At 53.2% G+C, this 15,828-nt stretch carries 15 protein-coding genes and 1 pseudogene; 7 read left to right on the plus strand and 9 right to left on the minus strand.

Annotated features, from left to right (window positions below):
* Positions 1-39 precede the first annotated feature (39 nt).
* Genes B3229_RS21155 through fliF form a run of 6 tightly spaced genes read right to left on the minus strand, consistent with a single transcriptional unit; the run spans position 40 to position 6,525 of the window.
* On the minus strand, positions 40-1,320 hold the full coding sequence (locus tag B3229_RS21155) for a flagellar hook-length control protein FliK (RefSeq protein ID WP_286874176.1): 1,281 nt from the start codon (positions 1,318-1,320) through the stop codon (positions 40-42).
* A complete protein-coding gene (gene fliJ / locus B3229_RS21160; RefSeq protein ID WP_033749821.1) occupies positions 1,317-1,760 on the minus strand; it encodes a flagellar export protein FliJ in 444 nt (147 codons plus the stop codon). Before fliJ ends, B3229_RS21155 begins: the two co-directional genes overlap by 4 nt.
* Positions 1,761-1,786: 26 nt before the next feature.
* Complete coding sequence (gene fliI, locus B3229_RS21165; RefSeq protein WP_048781574.1) at positions 1,787-3,139, minus strand: flagellar protein export ATPase FliI; 1,353 nt, start codon at positions 3,137-3,139, stop codon at positions 1,787-1,789.
* Positions 3,139-3,831: a flagellar assembly protein FliH gene (fliH, locus tag B3229_RS21170; protein WP_048781572.1), complete on the minus strand. Its 693-nt coding sequence runs from the start codon at positions 3,829-3,831 to the stop codon at positions 3,139-3,141. Before fliH ends, fliI begins: the two co-directional genes overlap by 1 nt.
* Positions 3,824-4,816: a flagellar motor switch protein FliG gene (fliG, locus tag B3229_RS21175; RefSeq protein WP_048781571.1), complete on the minus strand. Its 993-nt coding sequence runs from the start codon at positions 4,814-4,816 to the stop codon at positions 3,824-3,826. The genes fliH and fliG overlap by 8 nt, the downstream gene beginning before the upstream one ends.
* Entirely contained in the window at positions 4,813-6,525 is a 1,713-nt protein-coding gene (gene fliF / locus B3229_RS21180; RefSeq protein WP_286874181.1) for a flagellar basal-body MS-ring/collar protein FliF, read from the minus strand. The genes fliG and fliF overlap by 4 nt, the downstream gene beginning before the upstream one ends.
* Before the next feature lie 232 nt (positions 6,526-6,757).
* On the opposite strand from fliF, the gene fliE reads away from it, so the two are divergent.
* On the plus strand, positions 6,758-7,069 hold the full coding sequence (gene fliE / locus B3229_RS21185; RefSeq protein WP_033749815.1) for a flagellar hook-basal body complex protein FliE: 312 nt from the start codon (positions 6,758-6,760) through the stop codon (positions 7,067-7,069).
* 958 nt (positions 7,070-8,027) lie between these two features.
* Here the strand turns inward: fliE and B3229_RS21190 are convergent.
* Both B3229_RS21190 and B3229_RS21195 read right to left on the minus strand, forming a co-directional pair.
* Positions 8,028-9,203, minus strand: a complete 1,176-nt coding sequence (locus B3229_RS21190) for a glycosyltransferase (RefSeq protein ID WP_286874183.1) — start codon at positions 9,201-9,203, stop codon at positions 8,028-8,030.
* 1,209 nt (positions 9,204-10,412) lie between these two features.
* Positions 10,413-11,473, minus strand: a pseudogene (locus tag B3229_RS21195) (acyltransferase family protein).
* 462 nt (positions 11,474-11,935) lie between these two features.
* Between B3229_RS21195 and B3229_RS21200 the strand changes: the two are divergent.
* From B3229_RS21200 to B3229_RS21210, 3 genes are all read left to right on the plus strand, one after another.
* Positions 11,936-12,292, plus strand: a complete 357-nt coding sequence (locus B3229_RS21200) for a hypothetical protein (RefSeq protein ID WP_286874186.1) — start codon at positions 11,936-11,938, stop codon at positions 12,290-12,292.
* A 79-nt stretch (positions 12,293-12,371) separates the two neighbouring features.
* The gene (gene zinT, locus B3229_RS21205) at positions 12,372-13,016 is read left to right on the plus strand and encodes a metal-binding protein ZinT (RefSeq protein WP_286874189.1); all 645 of its coding nucleotides are present in this window, start codon (positions 12,372-12,374) and stop codon (positions 13,014-13,016) included.
* A gap of 533 nt (positions 13,017-13,549) precedes the next feature.
* Positions 13,550-13,714 carry a hypothetical protein gene (locus B3229_RS21210; protein ID WP_193390102.1) on the plus strand — a complete coding sequence of 55 codons (165 nt, stop codon included), beginning with the start codon at positions 13,550-13,552 and terminating at the stop codon, positions 13,712-13,714.
* A gap of 311 nt (positions 13,715-14,025) precedes the next feature.
* Here B3229_RS21210 and B3229_RS21215 read toward each other — a convergent pair whose 3' ends face one another.
* On the minus strand, positions 14,026-14,652 hold the full coding sequence (locus B3229_RS21215) for a helix-turn-helix domain-containing protein (protein ID WP_286874191.1): 627 nt from the start codon (positions 14,650-14,652) through the stop codon (positions 14,026-14,028).
* A gap of 140 nt (positions 14,653-14,792) precedes the next feature.
* On the opposite strand from B3229_RS21215, the gene B3229_RS21220 reads away from it, so the two are divergent.
* From B3229_RS21220 to B3229_RS21230, 3 genes are all read left to right on the plus strand, one after another.
* The gene (locus tag B3229_RS21220; protein WP_048786050.1) at positions 14,793-15,182 is read left to right on the plus strand and encodes a hypothetical protein; all 390 of its coding nucleotides are present in this window, start codon (positions 14,793-14,795) and stop codon (positions 15,180-15,182) included.
* Entirely contained in the window at positions 15,163-15,477 is a 315-nt protein-coding gene (locus tag B3229_RS21225; RefSeq protein ID WP_048786048.1) for a hypothetical protein, read from the plus strand. The genes B3229_RS21220 and B3229_RS21225 overlap by 20 nt, the downstream gene beginning before the upstream one ends.
* An 84-nt stretch (positions 15,478-15,561) precedes the next feature.
* The coding region (locus B3229_RS21230) for a hypothetical protein (protein WP_286874194.1) at positions 15,562-15,828 on the plus strand (267 nt) is incomplete at its 3' end.

Consider the following 15,828-nt stretch of genomic DNA (forward strand, 5'->3'; position numbering starts at 1 on the left):
AGACGCGGGTTTTACGCTTACCTTCAGCGTTTGTCGCTGTCAGGCAAAAGTATCGACAGCGCCGGTGCCGAGGATGCGCGCCTGAAGGGCGGCGGGAACGGCGATCGGCGTTATCTCGCTATCGTCATCCTGGGAAAGAGAGAAGGCGCCGTGCTGTCCGTCGCGGCGCGCCTCCTGCTGCTGTTGCTGCTGCTGCTGGAAGCCCTGGCTCTGCGCGAAGCTGTCACTGCTTACCTGACTCTGTCCCAGGTTAATGCCGCTTTCCGCCAGCGCGTTACGCAGCTGCGGAAGGGCGGCTTCCAGCGCGGCCCTGACGTGGCTGTGGCTGGAGGCCATATTGATTTGCGCCTGGTCGTTATCCAGCTTCAGGCTGATCTGGATGGCGCCCAGATCCGCCGGATGCAGCCGCAGCTCGGCGTTTTGCTGGCCGTTGCGGGTGAACATAACAATCTGCTGGCTCAGAGCCTGCTGCCATTCGTCGCTGCCCAGCTGCGCGTTGAGCATCGGCGTCGACGGCGTACTGGTCGTCGCCGAGGCGGTCTGCATCGTCAGCGGCGCCGCGCTGCTGCTGATCGGCGCGCTGGTCAGTGCGTTGCTGTCCGTCTGCGTCAGCGGCGCGCTTTTTTCATCCTGCCTGCTGACGTTGCTCAGCGCCTGCTGAAAGCTGCCGTCCAGCGTCAGCGGCGCACTGGCGTTGGCCGTGCTGGCTGCCGCGCCCACTGATGCGGCGTTCAGCTGCGTCGGGCTCGCCTTCGTCTCAGCGTGCGATGGCGCGCTGGCCGATGGCGACGCGCTTTGCGCCAGCGAATCGCTCAGCGCCTGGCTCAGCGTCGAGAGCGCATTGCCAGCGAGCGCGCCGCGGCGCGTGTCGGCGCCCGACTCGGCGGCGACGGAAGCGGCGGAAACGCTGCTCTGCGCAACCGGCGACGTCGGCAGCATGGCGAACAGTGCCTGCATGGTCTGCGCCTCGCTGCTGGTTAAGGTTTCCGCGCTCGCCTTATCCTTATCATCGGCGGATTTGGTGGCGGCTTTAATATTTTCCGGCGTCAGCAGCGCATTCAAACCCTCTGTTTTGTCAAAGGCGGTCAGTAGCGCGTCAAGCTGGCCCTTCGGCGCAGGTGCGTCCTCCTTTTCCTCTGCGCTTTCAGCAGATTGCGCCGCGTTTCCCTGCTGTTTCGCCAGCGTCAGCAGGCGGTTGCCCAGCTCGGTCAGAAAGTCCTGCGGCAGCGATTTGACGCTGTGCAAAACCTCAGCGGAATCTGAACTTTTCAGCTCGCCTTTCGCGCTGGCGGCGGTGACAATATTTGGCAGCGTAATCATTCGCCTTTCCTCAATGCGGCCCGTTGGGCGTATTCATCCATCCGTTTCTGATCGAGACGGTTTTCTACTCGTAATGCGTTGTCTGCCGCGCGGCTGATCAGCGTCTGATAGGCGTTGAGACGCTGCTGCTTCTCGCGCCAGCTGGCCAGCGCCTGCTCCAGACGCTGATTCCACTGTCTCAGCTGAGCGCGATGCTGCTCGATCGCCTGTTCCAGCGTCTGAATAAACTGGTGGTAGTTGGTCCAGCGCGTCGTGGCGATGCCACCCGACATATCGCTGTTTAGCTTGTTGCGGTACTCATCCTGATAGTCGAGCAGCATGGTGAGCTGCTCGTCCGCCTGGCGCACGCCGCGGCGCATATCGCCGAGGTGCATCACCGCTTTTTCCAGATCCTGCTCCGCTAAATCGCGCAGCGTGTCGATGGCACTGGCGCTCTTCATCGCTTACTCCTCCCGTGACGCCGCCGTTAGCCGAACAGCGCGTGCAGATGCAGGCAGGCGTCGTCGTAGTGGCTGCGTTCAAAAATGCCCTGTTGCAGAAAGGCTTCCATCTGCGGGTAGAGGCGGATCGCCTTGTCCAGCATCGGATCGCTGCCTGCGGCGTAGGCGCCGACGCTCACCAGGTCGCGGTTGCGCTGGAAGCTGGAGAGCAGTTGTTTAAACTGACGCACCCGCGCGTAGTGATCCTCGTCGATCAACGCGGTCATGGCGCGGCTGATAGAGGCCTCGATATCGATCGCCGGGTAGTGGCCCGCTTCGGCCAGCCGACGCGACAGTACGATATGGCCATCAAGAATGGCGCGCGCCGAGTCGGCGATAGGATCCTGCTGATCGTCGCCTTCGGTCAGTACGGTATAGAAGGCGGTAATCGAGCCGCCGCCGTGCGTGCCGTTGCCGGCGCGTTCCACCAGCGCCGGCAGCTTGGCGAACACCGAAGGCGGATAGCCTTTGGTGGCGGGCGGCTCGCCGATGGCCAGCGCGATCTCGCGCTGCGCCATGGCGTAGCGCGTCAGGGAGTCCATAATCAGCAGCACGTGCTGGCCGCGATCGCGAAAATCTTCGGCGATGCGCGTGGCGTAGGCGGCGCCCTGCATGCGCAGCAGCGGCGAGACGTCCGCGGGCGCGGCGATCACCACCGAACGCGCGCGGCCTTCGGCGCCGAGAATATTTTCTATAAAGTCTTTTACTTCGCGGCCGCGCTCGCCGATCAGCCCGACCACGATGACGTCCGCCTGGGTATAGCGCGCCATCATGCCGAGCAGCACGCTCTTGCCGACGCCTGAACCGGCGAACAGGCCCATACGCTGGCCGCGCCCGACGGTAAGCAAGGCGTTGATGGCGCGTACGCCGGTGTCGAGCACGTCGGTAATCGGCGTACGCTGCAGCGGGTTGAAGGGCGGGGTGATCAGCGGCGCGCGATAGCCGGTATCGGGCGACGGCAACCCGTCGAGCGGCTTGCCGCTGCCGTCGAGCACCCGACCCAGCAGTTCAGGGCCGAGCAGCAGCTGTTTGCCGCTATGGCCGCTGTCGCGCGCATAAACGCGGGCGCCGGGTAGAATGCCGTCGACCTCTTCCAGCGGCATCAAAAAAAGCTTCTGGCCGTTGAAACCCACCACTTCGCTTTCGACTTCGGTCAGGCTCTTGCCGTCGTTGCGTTCGATAACGCAGGTGGCGCCGAGCGGCAGCTGCAGGCCGGTCGCCTCCAGCACCAGGCCGGTGGCGCGCGTCAGGCGACCGTAGCGGCGCACCGGCTGCACCTGAGCGATGCGGGTTTCAAAGGCGTCGAGCGCGCCCAGCCAGCGGGAAAGTCGCGAGGTCATTAAAACTCTCCCGGCGCGGCGAGACGGCACAGCTCCTGCCAGCGCGTCGCCACGCTGGCGTCGAGATCGCCATCTTCGGCGCTCAGCTTGCAGCCGCCAGGATGCAGGGTGCTGTCGGCCAGCAAGCGCCAGCCGTGCAGATCGAGCGTTGGACCGAGGGTCTGCTCGATACGCTGCAGATCGTCGGGATGTACGCGCAGCTGCGGCTTGCCGCTAAACATCGGCTCCTGCTGCAGCAGCTGCTGGATTTGACGCAGCAGGGCGCTGCCGTCCACCGTGGTCGCCTGGCCAATGACCTGACGCGCGGCTTCCAGCGCCAGCTGCATCAGACGCGAGGCGATGACGCTGTCGAGCGCCTCCAGCGAGTGCTGGAACTCGGTGACCAGCTGCTGCATGCGCGCCTGAAGCGGCGCCTGCTGCTGCTGCGCATCGGCCAGCCCCTGCTGAAAGCCGGCGTCGTAGCCCGCTTTCTGACCCTCGGCGAAGCCCTGCTGATGGCCTTCGTTATAGCCCTGCGCCTGCGACTCTTTGCGCGCCTGCTGCTGCATGCGTTCGACGAGCTGCTGCTGCTCGTCGACTTCTGATTCGAACACCTCAGGCTCCGGCAGGATCTCCGGCGCCGGCTCGTCGCGGCGGCCTAAATCATCAGGCTGCCAGAGCTGCCACGGGCGGGCGGAAAAGGCATCAGACATAGGTTTCCTCGCTGCTGCCAATTACCATCTCGCCCGTTTCCGCCAGGCGGCGCACGATAAGCAGGATAGCTTTCTGTTCGTTCTCCACCGCCGACATACGCACCGGTCCGCGGTTGGCGAGGTCGTCGCGCAGGATATCGGCGGCGCGCGCCGACATGTTTTTGAGGAACTTCTCGCGCAGCGGCTGCTCGGCGCCTTTCAATGCGACCAGCAGCTGCTCCGACTCCACTTCCTGCAGCAGACGCTGGATGCTGCGGTCGTCCACTTCCACCAGGTTCTCGAACAGGAACATCTCGTCGATAATTTTCTGCGCCAGTTCGCCGTCGAAGTCGCGAACCGCTTCGATGACCGCCTCTTCCTGCTGCGTTTTCATCAGGTTGATAATTTCCGCTGCGGTTCTCACGCCGCCCATCTTGGCGCGCTTGAGGTTGGTGCCGTCCAGCAGGCCGTTGAGCACTTCGGTCAGCTCCGCCAGCGCCGCCGGCTGTACGCCGCCGAAAGTGGCGATACGCAGCATGACGTCATGACGCAAGCGTTCGTCGAACAGCGCCAGGATATCCGCCGCCTGGCCGCGCTTGAGGTGCACCAGGATGGTAGCGATGATCTGCGGATGCTCGTCGCGGATAAGATCGGCGGCGGCCTGCGGCTCCATAAAGTTGAGCGTTTCCATGCCGCTGGTGGTCTCGCGGGATTCGAGAATATCCTCCAGCAGGCTGGCGGCGCGCTCTTCGCCCAGCGCTTTGGTCAGCACCGAACGCAGGTACTCGTTGGAGTTGAGGCTCAGCGCCGCGAACTGCTCGGCGTCGGTCTCGAACTCACGCAGGATCTCGGTAAGCTGCTTGTGCGACACCTGGCGCATATTCGCCATCGCGGCGCTCAGGTGCTGCACTTCACGCTGGTTAAGGTGCTTGAACACCTCGGCGGCGCGCTCTTCGCCGATGGTCATCATCAGGATGGCGCTTTTTTCAGTTCCGGTCAGACTCATAGTTCTTTACTCATCCATTCGCGGATAACCAGCGCAACGACGCGCGGATCGTTCTCGGACATATCGCGGATGCGCTGGCTCATCACCTCGGCGCTCATGCGGTTGCTAGACTTGCGCTCTGCATCCTGCTCATCTTTGCTGAGCTGTACGCTATAGGCTTCTTCCTCTTGCACGGCGGCGGCGCGTTGTTCTGCGGCTTCCACGGCGGCTTTTTCCGCTTCGCGTTTACGCATCAGCTGCGGACGCACCATTTTGCGGTAGAGGATGAAGGCGACCAGCGCGATCAGCAGCCATTTGCCGACGTTCATCATCTGATCGAAGAAGGCCTGCTGCTGCCAGAACGGCAGATCGCCGCTGGTTGGATCGGCTGCGGTAAACTCGGAGTTGACCACGTTGACGCTGTCGCCGCGCGGCTGGGAATAGCCCATCGCTTCGCGCGTCAGATCTTCTACCTGCTTCAGCTGCTGTTCGTTAAGGGCGATCGCCTTGCCTTTGTCGTCGGCGCGATAGTTAACCACTACCGCGACCGAGAGGCGCTGCACGTCGCCAACGTTCATTTTGGTATGGCGAATGGTGCGGTCCAGCTCGTAGTTCACGGTATCGTCGCGGCGCGAGTTGGTCGGCGCGCTGCTGTTCGCCGTGCTGGTGGTGCTGCTGTTGGCGTTGCTCTGCTGGCCGTTCTGACCGTTCTGGCCGTTCTGACCGTTCGGCGCATTTACCGGCGCGGTGTTAGCCGGCGCTGGCTGGTTGGAGAGGGCGCCCGGCACGCCGCCCGGATACGGGCTGCCGGTCTGATCGCTGGTGCTGGTCTGACGTGAGCGGATAGCGGTGCTGCTCGGATTGCCGTTCGGCTGATACTTCTCGTCGGTCTGCTCGCTCTTGTCGAAGTTGATCTGCGCCGTCACCTGCGCGTGCACGTTGCCCTGGCCGAGAATCGGATTCAGGATCGCTTCAATGCGCTGCTGGTAGCGCGCTTCGACTTCGGCGGTATATTTCAGCTGCGCGTCGTTGAGGTCACGGCCTTCGCTGTCGGAACGCGTCAGCAGGCGCCCGCTCTGATCGACCACGGTGACGTTGCCCGGCGGCAGGCCCGCCACGCTGCTGGAGACCATATGCACGATAGCCTGGATTTGGCCCTCATCGAGCGCGCGGCCAGGCTGCAGGTTCAGGGTGACAGAGGCGGAAGGCGCTTTCTGCTCGCGCACGAACAGCGTCGGCTTCGGCATCGCCAGATGCACGCGCGCCGTTTTCACCGGCCCTAAGGTTTCGATGGTGCGCGCCAGCTCCCCTTCCAGCGCGCGCTGGTAGTTAACCTGCTCGCTGAACTGGCTGATGCCGAACTTCTCTTGATCGAGCAGCTCAAAGCCCACCGATCCGCCTTTCGGCAGCCCCTGCTGCGCCAGGCGCAGGCGCAGCTCATGCACCTTTTCTGCCGGCACCATCAGCGCGCCGCCGTTATCGGCGAAGCGATAGGGGATATTCATCTGGGTGAGCTGGGTAACAATCGCGCCGCCGTCTTCATCAGAGAGATTGTTATACAGCACGCGGTAATCGGGCGCTTTCGCCCATAGCACCAGCGCCATCACGATGGCGATAGCGGCGGCGGCGGCAACGATAAGGGGGATACGCGGGTTAGCGCGCAGGCGAGCGATAAGGTCACTGAAACCTTTTTTGGCTGAATCCTGTGTAGCGGCTGCGCTCGCGTTCATGACCTATTCCTGCCTGACATAATTGACCGGGTTTGTTGTAGTGACAAAACAGACTCCCTGACACTGCGTAAAAGAAACTCCACTTCAATGCATGGCATTATTTTCTTTATCGCAAAATTCGATGGGCGAATAAGCCGGGTTTTTTGCGGTTATTTAGCGCCTTTGTCTCATTGACAATGTGTTAACTTTTTGAGCGTAGAAAATTCCATCTCTCTTTCAATGAGGTAACGGCATGTCCATTCAGGCAATCGACGGCGTTTTACAGCAGCTTCAGCTGACTTCGCTGCAGGCCAGTAACAAAAGCAGCGAGGCGACGCAGCCGGTCGACTTCGCCGCCACCATGAAAGCGGCGCTTGATAAGATCAGCGATACGCAGAACACCGCCCGCACGCAGGCGCAGGATTTTGAAATGGGCAAGCCGGGCATCGCGCTGAACGATGTGATGGTGGATATGCAGAAGTCTTCTATCTCAATGCAGATGGGGATTCAGGTGAGGAATAAGCTGGTGGCGGCTTATACCGATATTATGAATATGCAGGTTTAGGTTAGCTAACTAACTAATAAACATAAAATTAAAGGTTAGATCGCTTTGGTGTGGGGCATGGATGGGACAAACTCGTTCAGTTTTTCGTTGAGCAGGCTCCTTTGTGCTTCGTCATTTTCCTTCATCCAGGATCCGTATACCTGATACACCATCTGCGCATTAGCATGCCCCATCTGATTGGCGATGAAGTTGGGGTTTGCTCCTGCAGAGAGTGACCAGCATGCATAGGTGTGGCTGGACTAATATGCTTTTCGGTAACGAAGGCCTGCACGCCTTAATGCACTGTTCCATATCTGACCTGGCGACTCTGTTGAATAGTAAGCGCCTGACCTGCCGTTTACTGAATCCAGACTGGCGTTGAAGGCGAATGTTTTCTGGTCCTCGATCCGCTCACCGTACTCCCTGGTATGAAAAGTGAAAGGTGTCTGAGGATACATTCTTGTCAGCTCGCGCTGGTCGCGGAGGACCTCTGCTGCTGCATCGATCATGCTTATTACCCTGTTGCCCGCTTCCGTCTTCGGCATTTCGGGTACACCGAACCCCTCCCACCGTCTTTTGCCCTCATACATGAACCAGATCCGAAGGTAGTTCTTATTAGGGGCTATGTCTGTTGGGTACCTTGGTATTTGGTTCGGGAGAATCCTCTGGTTCCGCAACAGGAGGAGCAGGCGCTTTGGTGGGCCATCATCATTTGGTAGTTTACTTGCGGCAGGCGGAGCTGGCTGCGCAGGCTATGTAATAATCGAGAGTTTGCATAATTGAAACCTTAACTTGCGCTTTAATTAAGAATGGCGAATCAATAGTAGTCAATGCAATCCTTTGCGATGGGGTTTTGAGATATAAGGTTTTTATAGTATAAAAACAGAAGGCGTTTTATTGTGAGACAGATATGAGTTATAGTAAGAAGGAAGGCTTTATTAAATACTGGGGGCCACTTAGGTGGCCCTTTTTTTTTGGGTTAATTAATTAAATCTTTAATTACTGACTGGTAGGATTTTATAAAGTTATTGGGCGAGAAATACTTTTCGTAAATGTATTTATTTTTATTACCATAGGCCGTCAAAACTTCGCGACTAAAGATGTTTGTTGTATCGTCGTTTGTGAAAATTATATTATTTTCTTTATTGAAGTCAAAGTTACCGCCCGTAGGGGAGAGAATCACCATTTTACTTTCCATCATTGCTTCAAGGGTGGCTAAGTCAAATATAGATACCCTGTGAGGCATGAGATAAACATCACAGATTGAATTCAAATAACGTATCTGTGGGTAAGACAAAGACTCAAAAAAGATAAATTCAAAGTTTGAGTGCTCCAACTCAAGAGCTTTTGCTTTATTTAAAATATCATCCTTCAGGTGGCCTGAGCCAACTAATATCCACCTGACCTTGGTATCAGTCAACCTAAGTTTTTTATCCAAATATGCTGGAGCAAGGTCCAGACCTTTAGCTGGCAGAAGCGAACCAACAGAAAGAACAGTGGTCACGTCTGAGTTTGCAAAGATCCCATCAACAGGCTGGGGTTGTGGATTAGTGAAAACTGTATTGTATAATACAGGTCCAATCTTTGAGGTTCCTTTGTCAAGGGAGCGATACTTACTTTCAAAATAATAGTCTCGCGCACCTTCGCTTGGAAAGCACACATACATAGCCTTTTTAAACACAAACCTCTCGCAAAAATTAACTATCCAGGCATCTGTGTTAGTAAATATCTCACCATAATTATGCTTCTCTTCTACTCTCGGACCTTGAAGGTGAGCAATATAGATAAAGCGCTTTCTTAGTAATGCCAGTCCAAAAGCTGTACCGTAATCGTGAGTTATGTATGCGCAGCCTTTTTCTTTTCGAGTCTTTTGAATAGCAAAAAAAGTAGCACCAAAAAGGTCTGCTAGTCTGCTTTGCCAATTACGGGAGAATTCATTTTCTTCAAAATAGGTGTATTTTAGCCTAATACTGCCAAAGCTATCCCCTAAAAGTAAGTTCTGACACGTTTGCACCGCTGAACCGCCCCCACGGCCACCTTCAGGAGAGAAAACCCTGAACGTTATTGTATGTATCGTAGATATTTTTTTTGTTAATGAAAATATGGAAAATATATAAAATCTAAAAAACTTTAAAAGAGTCGTTAGGTTTACCAATTTCTACCCCTTCCTCAAATGTCGAATCTGTATACTGAAAAAATTTGCTAAAATGTACCATCCTTAATGATAACTTTCAAAAATATGTTTTTTTAATTAGCTTGTAGATTTTTGGAAAAAGCCCCGGTCCCAGGGCAGATTTATACCGCGCCGATCTGAGCAGGCTACGGGATGGGTGACTAAATCTTAACCACTCACGCCTGGCTTATCCAGGCTTACCTGCTTACTCTCTCCGGCTTTATAAAAATTTACCGTAGCGGCTTACCAGATTTAAATTTAATATTACTATATTTATATACAGTAAATTGACAAAGTGGTTTTTATGCCAGGCGAATATGAAATCGGCGCTGCGTTTAGCAATGCCATCCAGCTCGATGGCCGAGGGCACCGGATTGTTACCACAAACTACTTTCGCCTCGAATTCGAGAAACTCAACCATGGCTGGACAGTGGAGTAGTACAATCGCTGAATTAGGCACTATCAGCTGTGCCTCTAGGAACTCGTGACTGATAGCGGCGAATATGAAATGTGAGGAGTGAGAAGCATGGGGTATGTGAAGTGGGCGCGTCATATATAGAAGAGAACTTAGACCTCCTCCTATCGTCTAGCGCGTTCCGCATAGAGACGCTTAAGAGCTTTGTCATCGTCGATCGCGGCGTAAACGGCGACGAGGTAGCGTTTTGATACGATGGCTATCCGATGGCAGGCAAATTGTTGCTTTAGGGCAGATTACACAGGACGGTGAAACGATAGACGGGGATAAGCTGGAGAAAATCATCGTGCAGGGTAAAGTTACCACGACGATTCTGGACGGTGATGACAAGTTCCGGCTAACCATCTAAAAAACGCTTTCAATACATAGTACCCGTAAAGATATACCGTGCGCGACCTTTGCGCTCAATCCTGCATTAACTGTAGAAATACGTAATCCATTCTCATGAGTCAACTAGATTCAACCCAAAAATCCTTGCTCTATCATGCATTAGTACAGGCAAAAAAATAAATCGGATATGTAGCAGGGTAATATTTCAATGTATATAAAGAAAAAATACTACAAAGGCTTGAAAGAAAACTCGTTTTCTTTCAGCCAAACCAGCTATAACAAAAACGATTGCGTTCAGTACTTTGATAAAAACATTATCTGTTTTAATTATTTATCGACCTTAATTCAAAAGGGGCCTTCCAGAAGGAGTTGGAAGGCCAATTTAACTATCTGGATTTAGTATACTTTACTCTCAGTCCCATAAAGGGTTTCTCGATCATATAAAAGGTGAAAAATGAAATAGCAATAATAATTGGTATCCTGACGGCTGATTCTGAAAGAGAACCAGTGACAGTAGTAGCATTTTGAAACCCAAAAATAACATTTACCATATAACCAAGAGGCAGATGCAAAAGGTACATAGAGAAACTAACCATCCCCAAGCTTGATAGTGATTTATTAACAACAGCTATTTCAGGAAGTGGAGCCTTCAGGTAGCAAACTGCTATAATCCCCCACAAAGCCGCCTCAATCGGGAATGACATTGTGCTATAAGGTACAGTGGTCTTTTTAAAAGTAAAAAGAACAGAGAGTGCCAGAAAAGAAAGAATTGCTACAGGTAAGTTAAAACGCAATTGAGATAATCTGTCGAGTCTGCCATTTTGATAAAAATAACCCAGTAGCATACCAATAGCGAACTGGTCAAGCCTTCCTATCATAGTATGATAAAGGTTGTAATAAATTTCGCCGCCTTTCAATGTCGCAACATTAAAGCGAGCTAAGAGCATAAGAATAACTATCCCTGCCAGATATTTTGGTCCATATCTCCCAAGAAATAAAGCAAGGAATGGGAAGATTAGATAGAACTGAAATTCTACGGCAATCGTCCATATAGGGCCAGAAGGGAAAAATTCGTTTCCCCATCCGGTAGAAATATTTCCTGTATTCAACTGGAGTGTTAAAACCCTAAGTATGTCCATAGGAGTTGACTGCTGCCTGCTGCAGCATATGATTATGAATACAAAAAAACCATGAGTGGAAAAATGCGTAAAATTCGGTTGTAGAGATACCCACCGTAACGCATTTCTTTTTTTCCACTGTTAGAAATCAGGCAGAACAAAAAGCCTGTTAAAACTAAGAATAAAGAAACACCGCTTGACGCATTCTCCATCCAAAGCCTGGCAAATGCATTCCAAGAAAAAGAGCCATCCCAGTTAATATTTCCTCTGAAGTGGTGAACCATCAGCATAACCGCAGCAAAGAACCTTAAATGGTCTATGCGCTCCATATAATTGATATTAAGTGATTTCAATTTCAGCCCTTCGTGATGCAACCTGATTTGCAGGCTAGCATTATTCTTAGTAAGTTATTACATTTCCTTAACAGATTATTGTTGATCTTTTTTCGCTTTGTTGGAAGAGGCGCAGCATAAGAAACTGAGAAAAATCTCATCTTTGCTCATTATTTGCTCTTTCATGGCCTTCTGATGTTCTACATTGTTAACAGAGATATACCGCAACGACCTTAGCCGCCAAAATTGTGTGCTGCCAGAGCCCGTAGCACACATGAAGCACAAAAAAATACCGCAAAACACCTCGTATTCACCCGATTGATGAAATGTGCCTTGCGGTATGCTTCTGATAAACCTTGAACCAGCCTGAATCAACGTACCCCTGCAAAACCGCAAAGTTAAATCATGAATATGCAGGTTCAACCCCCTCATAATCAGCACGGCATAACTGACATCCCAATGAAAATACTCATAATCGCAGCCGTGCTGCTGCTCTCCGCCTGCGCAACCAAACAGTACCCTCAGGTTTCCGCGGTAACGGATGAAGAAGCGGTGACGCTGAACTGCCAGGCACTGGAACAGGAAATCGTCAAAACGCGCCATATCCAGCAGGCGATCACAGAGACCGGCAGCTTTGACTATCGCACCGTACTGGGTTTTATGGGCGATCTCGGTATCGGCAACGGTATTGCGCGCCACAACGCCAGCGAAAAGGCGAAATCACGACTTGCCGAGCTACAGGCGCTGCGTGATGTGAAGTGCGTGGTGGCAACAGATTCAAAATCAGAGGCGCAAGGGCTTTTCCATTCCAGCTAGCAAGAGGGCATACGCAAAGCTTGTTTTTAAAAATGTTATATCATAACATTTTACACTCTTTCACTGATGGAGGGTAAATATGTTGGCAAGCAAAGGAAAAGTCATCGCGTTAAGTCTGCTGCTTAGCGGGCAAGCTATGGCCCATGGTCACCACGCACACGGCCCAGCGCTGTCGCAAACAGAGCAAAAAGCGGCCGAAGGGGAGTTTGACGACAAAGATGTCAAAGATCGCCCGCTGTCAGACTGGGATGGCGTATGGGAGTCCGTCTATCCGCTGCTGGAGCAGGGCAAGCTGGATGCGGTCTTCGCGCAGAAAGCGCAAAAAGATGGCCATAAAACTCCAGAACAGATCAAAGCTTACTACCGCAAAGGCTACGCCACGCAAATCGAGCGGCTGGGCATTGAAGATGGTGTCATCGAATTCCACCGCGGCGACAGCGTGGCATCCTGCCGCTACAGCTATGCCGGACATAAAATCCTGACCTATGCCTCCGGAAAAAAAGGCGTTCGCTACCTGTTTGAATGTCACGACAGGAACAGTCAGGCGCCGAAATATGTGCAGTTTAGCGATCATATTATCGCACCACGAAAGTCGAGCCATTTTCATCTTTTTAGCGGCAATATCTCTCAGCAGGCGCTGCTGGAAGAGATGGATAACTGGCCCACTTATTATCCCTGGCAGTTAACACAGGAACAGGTGGTAGATGAGATGCTGCATCATTAATATTACTGAATTTGGATGAATATATTTCAGTCAGACGTTTTCCTGAAAAACAATATATTATTTCAGACGGTGTAAGAAGGCTTGTCGACGACGGTTTTCAACCAGCATTTTTGTCTCAGGCCTTGCTGCGTCAGGTTTTGCGCTGAGGCGTCTCCCAGGCACCGCGGTCATATCAGAGAAGGTTATCGTCATAATATTACCTGCGCGTGACCATTCTCTTACTGAATTAGATATATTCCGGCGACAATCGCGCTGACAGAGATAATATGTAACAGTTCGGTCATGAGCTTTTCCTCCAGTGCAGTCTCTTATTTCATTGAAGAACCTATAAAGCGATCCGTCAATAAACAGAATTAAATTTATCGGCGCTTTTGTGAAAAAGTAGATAGAACACAGCCTTTTCAATAAGCCAAACGGCAACGGCGTAATGTTTGATCTTTTACGCTTCGTTCACGTTTCAGCAAGGGAGGGCGCATATTAAATAGTCACAGCACTAAACTAAATATACCCAATAGGGGTAACTGGAGGTGCGTATGTCAGAACGTCCCGATGATATCGATCCCATTCCCGGCGACGGCCAGCTCCCAGGCGGCGTAGAAGATATACCCGGCGGAGAGGGGGATGAGATGCCAGAAGATGATGAGTATGTAGAAGATGATATTGAGGATGAAGATGAGGATGAAAATCTGAATCCCTGAATATGAAAGCCGTCTGCGGGCGGCTTTATTCATTAAAGCGCGCAAAAAATTGCCCGCACAGGTCAGCGGGCAAGTCCAGTCAAGCAGAACTCTCGATTGCATTACGTAAAGGGTATGCGCATAGCGCCAGATTATCTTCTCACTGGCGCCAGGATAAAGAAATGCAGGAGCAGGCATTCGTCACAGGAAATTCTTATAGGCAAAAAAAAGCCCGCTCAAGGCGGGTGAAATCGTTACATGGAATTATCCACATGCATAGTAGGACGCTGCTTCGCGGCGAAAGTTCGAGCGAAGCGGAAGATTTTAACGGCTTAATGCGCCGCATCGCGATAGCGTCGCCACTCCACCAGCGTTCCCAACACAGACAGCGCCTGTTCCGATGAACGTAACAGCGGGTAATCCTCATTCAGCGGCGCCAGTTCAAAGCTGTTGTGGCTGCGCGCGCGATATTTTCGTAACACATACTCGTTCTCTCCAGTAAGCGCCAGCACCAGATCCCCAGGCTGGGGCGGTAATTCCGGATCGATAAGCAGCAGGTCGCCACGCAGGCACTGGGGGGCCAGCGCGTTGTCCCACAGCGTCAAGGCAAAGCTGGTGGCAGAGTAGCTGCGATCGGTGGGGATCCGCCGGAGGATCTCAACCTGCGTCGCCTCCGCCAGCCAGTCGCCAATCTGTTCTCTCTCCAGAAAAGGCAGGCCGGTTTGCGCCTGCGTTTGTACAGTAAACACCGGTCCATCCCCGTCTACCAGCCATGCTGGCGCGCAGCCCAGCACCTCTGCGAGTCGCAGCAGGTTTTCTCCGCGCGGCAGCGTTTCCTCTTTTTCCCACTGCGATATCGCCACATGGGAAACCGAGATTTTTTCCGCGACAGCTTTTTGCGTCAAATTCAGTGCCTTACGGCGGAAGCGAATACGATCGCCCGTGGTTTCTTTTTCCATCTTCTTGACATCTCCTGAGAGCCAGACTTAAGTATACTTAAGCTGTGAATTTAAGCAATCTTAAGTTACGGCGAGGGAGGCGCTTTGCGTTTTACGCCTGACGTCAGCAGCCGTTACCCGTCGAGGTACAGAGGTGAGGCATGGAAAGTAGTCTGATAACCAGTGTTGGCGCGTTAGTTCTTGGGGGCGGAGCGGCCGCGCTTTTCTGGAAGCCGCTTATTGCAGGCATTGCTTCTATTGTCACCAGCAATCGTGCCGGTGGAGAAATCATTACCAGCTATAAGGAGCAGGTCTTACTGCTGAAGGAGAGCAATGCGCTGCTCCGTCAGGAGAATGACGATCTACGCATACGCCATGATACCAATTTACGGCGGATATCTACCCTGGAGACCGATCTGCGCTTAATCAAAAACGCGCTCGGCATTCTGGTTGTCATGACCGATGCCGACCAAAACAGCAAGTTTCGTAATGAAATCGACAGGCTGATTTCTACTTTAGAGGAGCGTAGCGATGGCCGAGATACACAGTGAAATAAGACCGGTGAGCCACAAGCGCAAAGTCATGATCGGTGTGCTTATGCTGGGCATGTCGTTGGTATGCATTGTGATGACCATTCTTTTTTTATACGTCAGCAGCACTGCCAATCGGCGCGTGGATGACATCCGGCGTGAAGCCCGCGAGTCCGCCGCGCGACGTGAAGCCAAGGTGGATGAGCTGTCGAAGCAGGTGTCTGTGCTTCAGAAGAAGCTGGATACGCTGCCCGATCAGACGGTCGACAAGGTGAAGCGGGTCGTCATACAGGATGAAAATGCTACGAAGCCGTAACAGGAGAGTCTAATGCGAATTTTTAACCTGATTGGTGAAGGCTTTCACGCCCTCCGATCGTTCATCATCACTAAGGAGTCTGCCATGACCGATACCAGCATTATTAACTCAACCACGCCAGCAAGCGACGCCGAGCTGCCGCAGTTTGCCATACCGGACGCCAATGTGCCGACCGATCCGCAGCTGCAGCGTTTATCTTCTCCTTCAACGGTGGCGCCAGCCACCTCTGAAGAGACGCCAGGTGAAACCCACGTCGCGCCAGATGCAACGGCGCAGCATACGCCGTCGCCGTCACCATCGGCGGATGCGAGCGCTGCGCCCGACGCTTCAGCCGCACAGCCTGCGGATCAG

Source organism: Pantoea sp. UBA5035, assembly GCF_002415245.1.
Taxonomy (GTDB): domain Bacteria; phylum Pseudomonadota; class Gammaproteobacteria; order Enterobacterales; family Enterobacteriaceae; genus Pantoea; species Pantoea septica.